The organism is Vibrio sp. Vb1026, assembly GCF_033338745.1.
Lineage (GTDB): Bacteria > Pseudomonadota > Gammaproteobacteria > Enterobacterales > Vibrionaceae > Vibrio > Vibrio alginolyticus.
The window spans coordinates 1-1,015 of record NZ_JAWOTH010000218.1; the positions used below are offsets into that span (position 1 = coordinate 1).

A 1,015-nucleotide genomic window follows, 5' to 3' on the forward strand; every position below is an offset into this window, starting at 1 on the left:
TCAAACTTGCGCAGATCGCTTTCCGATCGAAGTTCTAGCTTCTTTAACGCGACACTCAATTTTTGCGTCGATTCGTAGAGCTCATAACTTTTTTGCTCTAAAAGCAGTTCTGCCGCCTTTCTTGAGGCGATTTCTCGTTTGAGTTTCCTTTCTAATGAGGAGTTACCCGTCATACTCTTCTTATTGTGCCTCCAGCCAAAATCGAACTTGGCTTCCGTCTTCGGTTTGGTTTTGATGCATAATATGAATGACCTGTCCAAAGTGCGCAGCACAGCCTTTGAGCAACCCTAAACAAACATGCGCCATACACCTTGCACTATGGTAGTCGAACACCAGTTCTGACTGTGTTTCGCTGATAAAATCGAACTTAGGCGGATTGGCGTCTGGGTAAAGTTTTTTAACTTCTACATGAATAAAGCTTTCTACATGTCGAACAAATTGAAAGGTATTGTCGCACTGCTGCAAGCTTGCATGACTGGGAATGGAGCGTAGCAGATTCAAAAATACGCTTTCACCAAACACTTCTTGTAACTGCTCTGGGGGAATATCAGAAACTTTGCTGAGATTGACGATCAGTTTGACTAAGTCTCGGTGATCATAACTGCCGACAGAGGTATATACCCCTACGTCATCGGAAAGTTCGAGCACTTGGTCAAGCACTTCAAGTCCAAATTTGCTTTCCACTAACTCCATGAACTCGGTAAAGATTATCCCTTTCATTGGCAAACACCAACCTCATTGCAACGCCTTAAAAATAAGAATGGTGTATAACCCTATAAGTTTCAAATCAATATGCTTCAGCAGAGTGAGACACAAAGCACAAAGCAAAAGGTTGCCTAGATGTGAAGCGATTTTCCTTTAACATTTGAGCTTACTGTTTTATTAACAATGAGGCGGAGTGCACTCACCACTCATTTTCTCACTCAAGCACGCTCGCTTCCGGAGTTTAGGGGTATTATCTTGGGTGTATAATAATGAGTAGACACGAAAATTAGGGGTTCGGTTTGGTGATCGA

1 protein-coding gene and 1 pseudogene are annotated in these 1,015 nt (G+C 42.6%); both read right to left on the minus strand.

What is annotated here, in order from left to right:
• Positions 1–173, minus strand: a pseudogene (locus R7E47_RS25410) (hybrid sensor histidine kinase/response regulator); the annotation flags it as partial.
• 7 nt (positions 174–180) lie between these two features.
• The gene (locus R7E47_RS25415; RefSeq protein WP_318085599.1) at positions 181–720 is read right to left on the minus strand and encodes a heme NO-binding domain-containing protein; all 540 of its coding nucleotides are present in this window, start codon (positions 718–720) and stop codon (positions 181–183) included.
• Between the last annotated feature and the right edge of the window lie 295 nt (positions 721–1,015).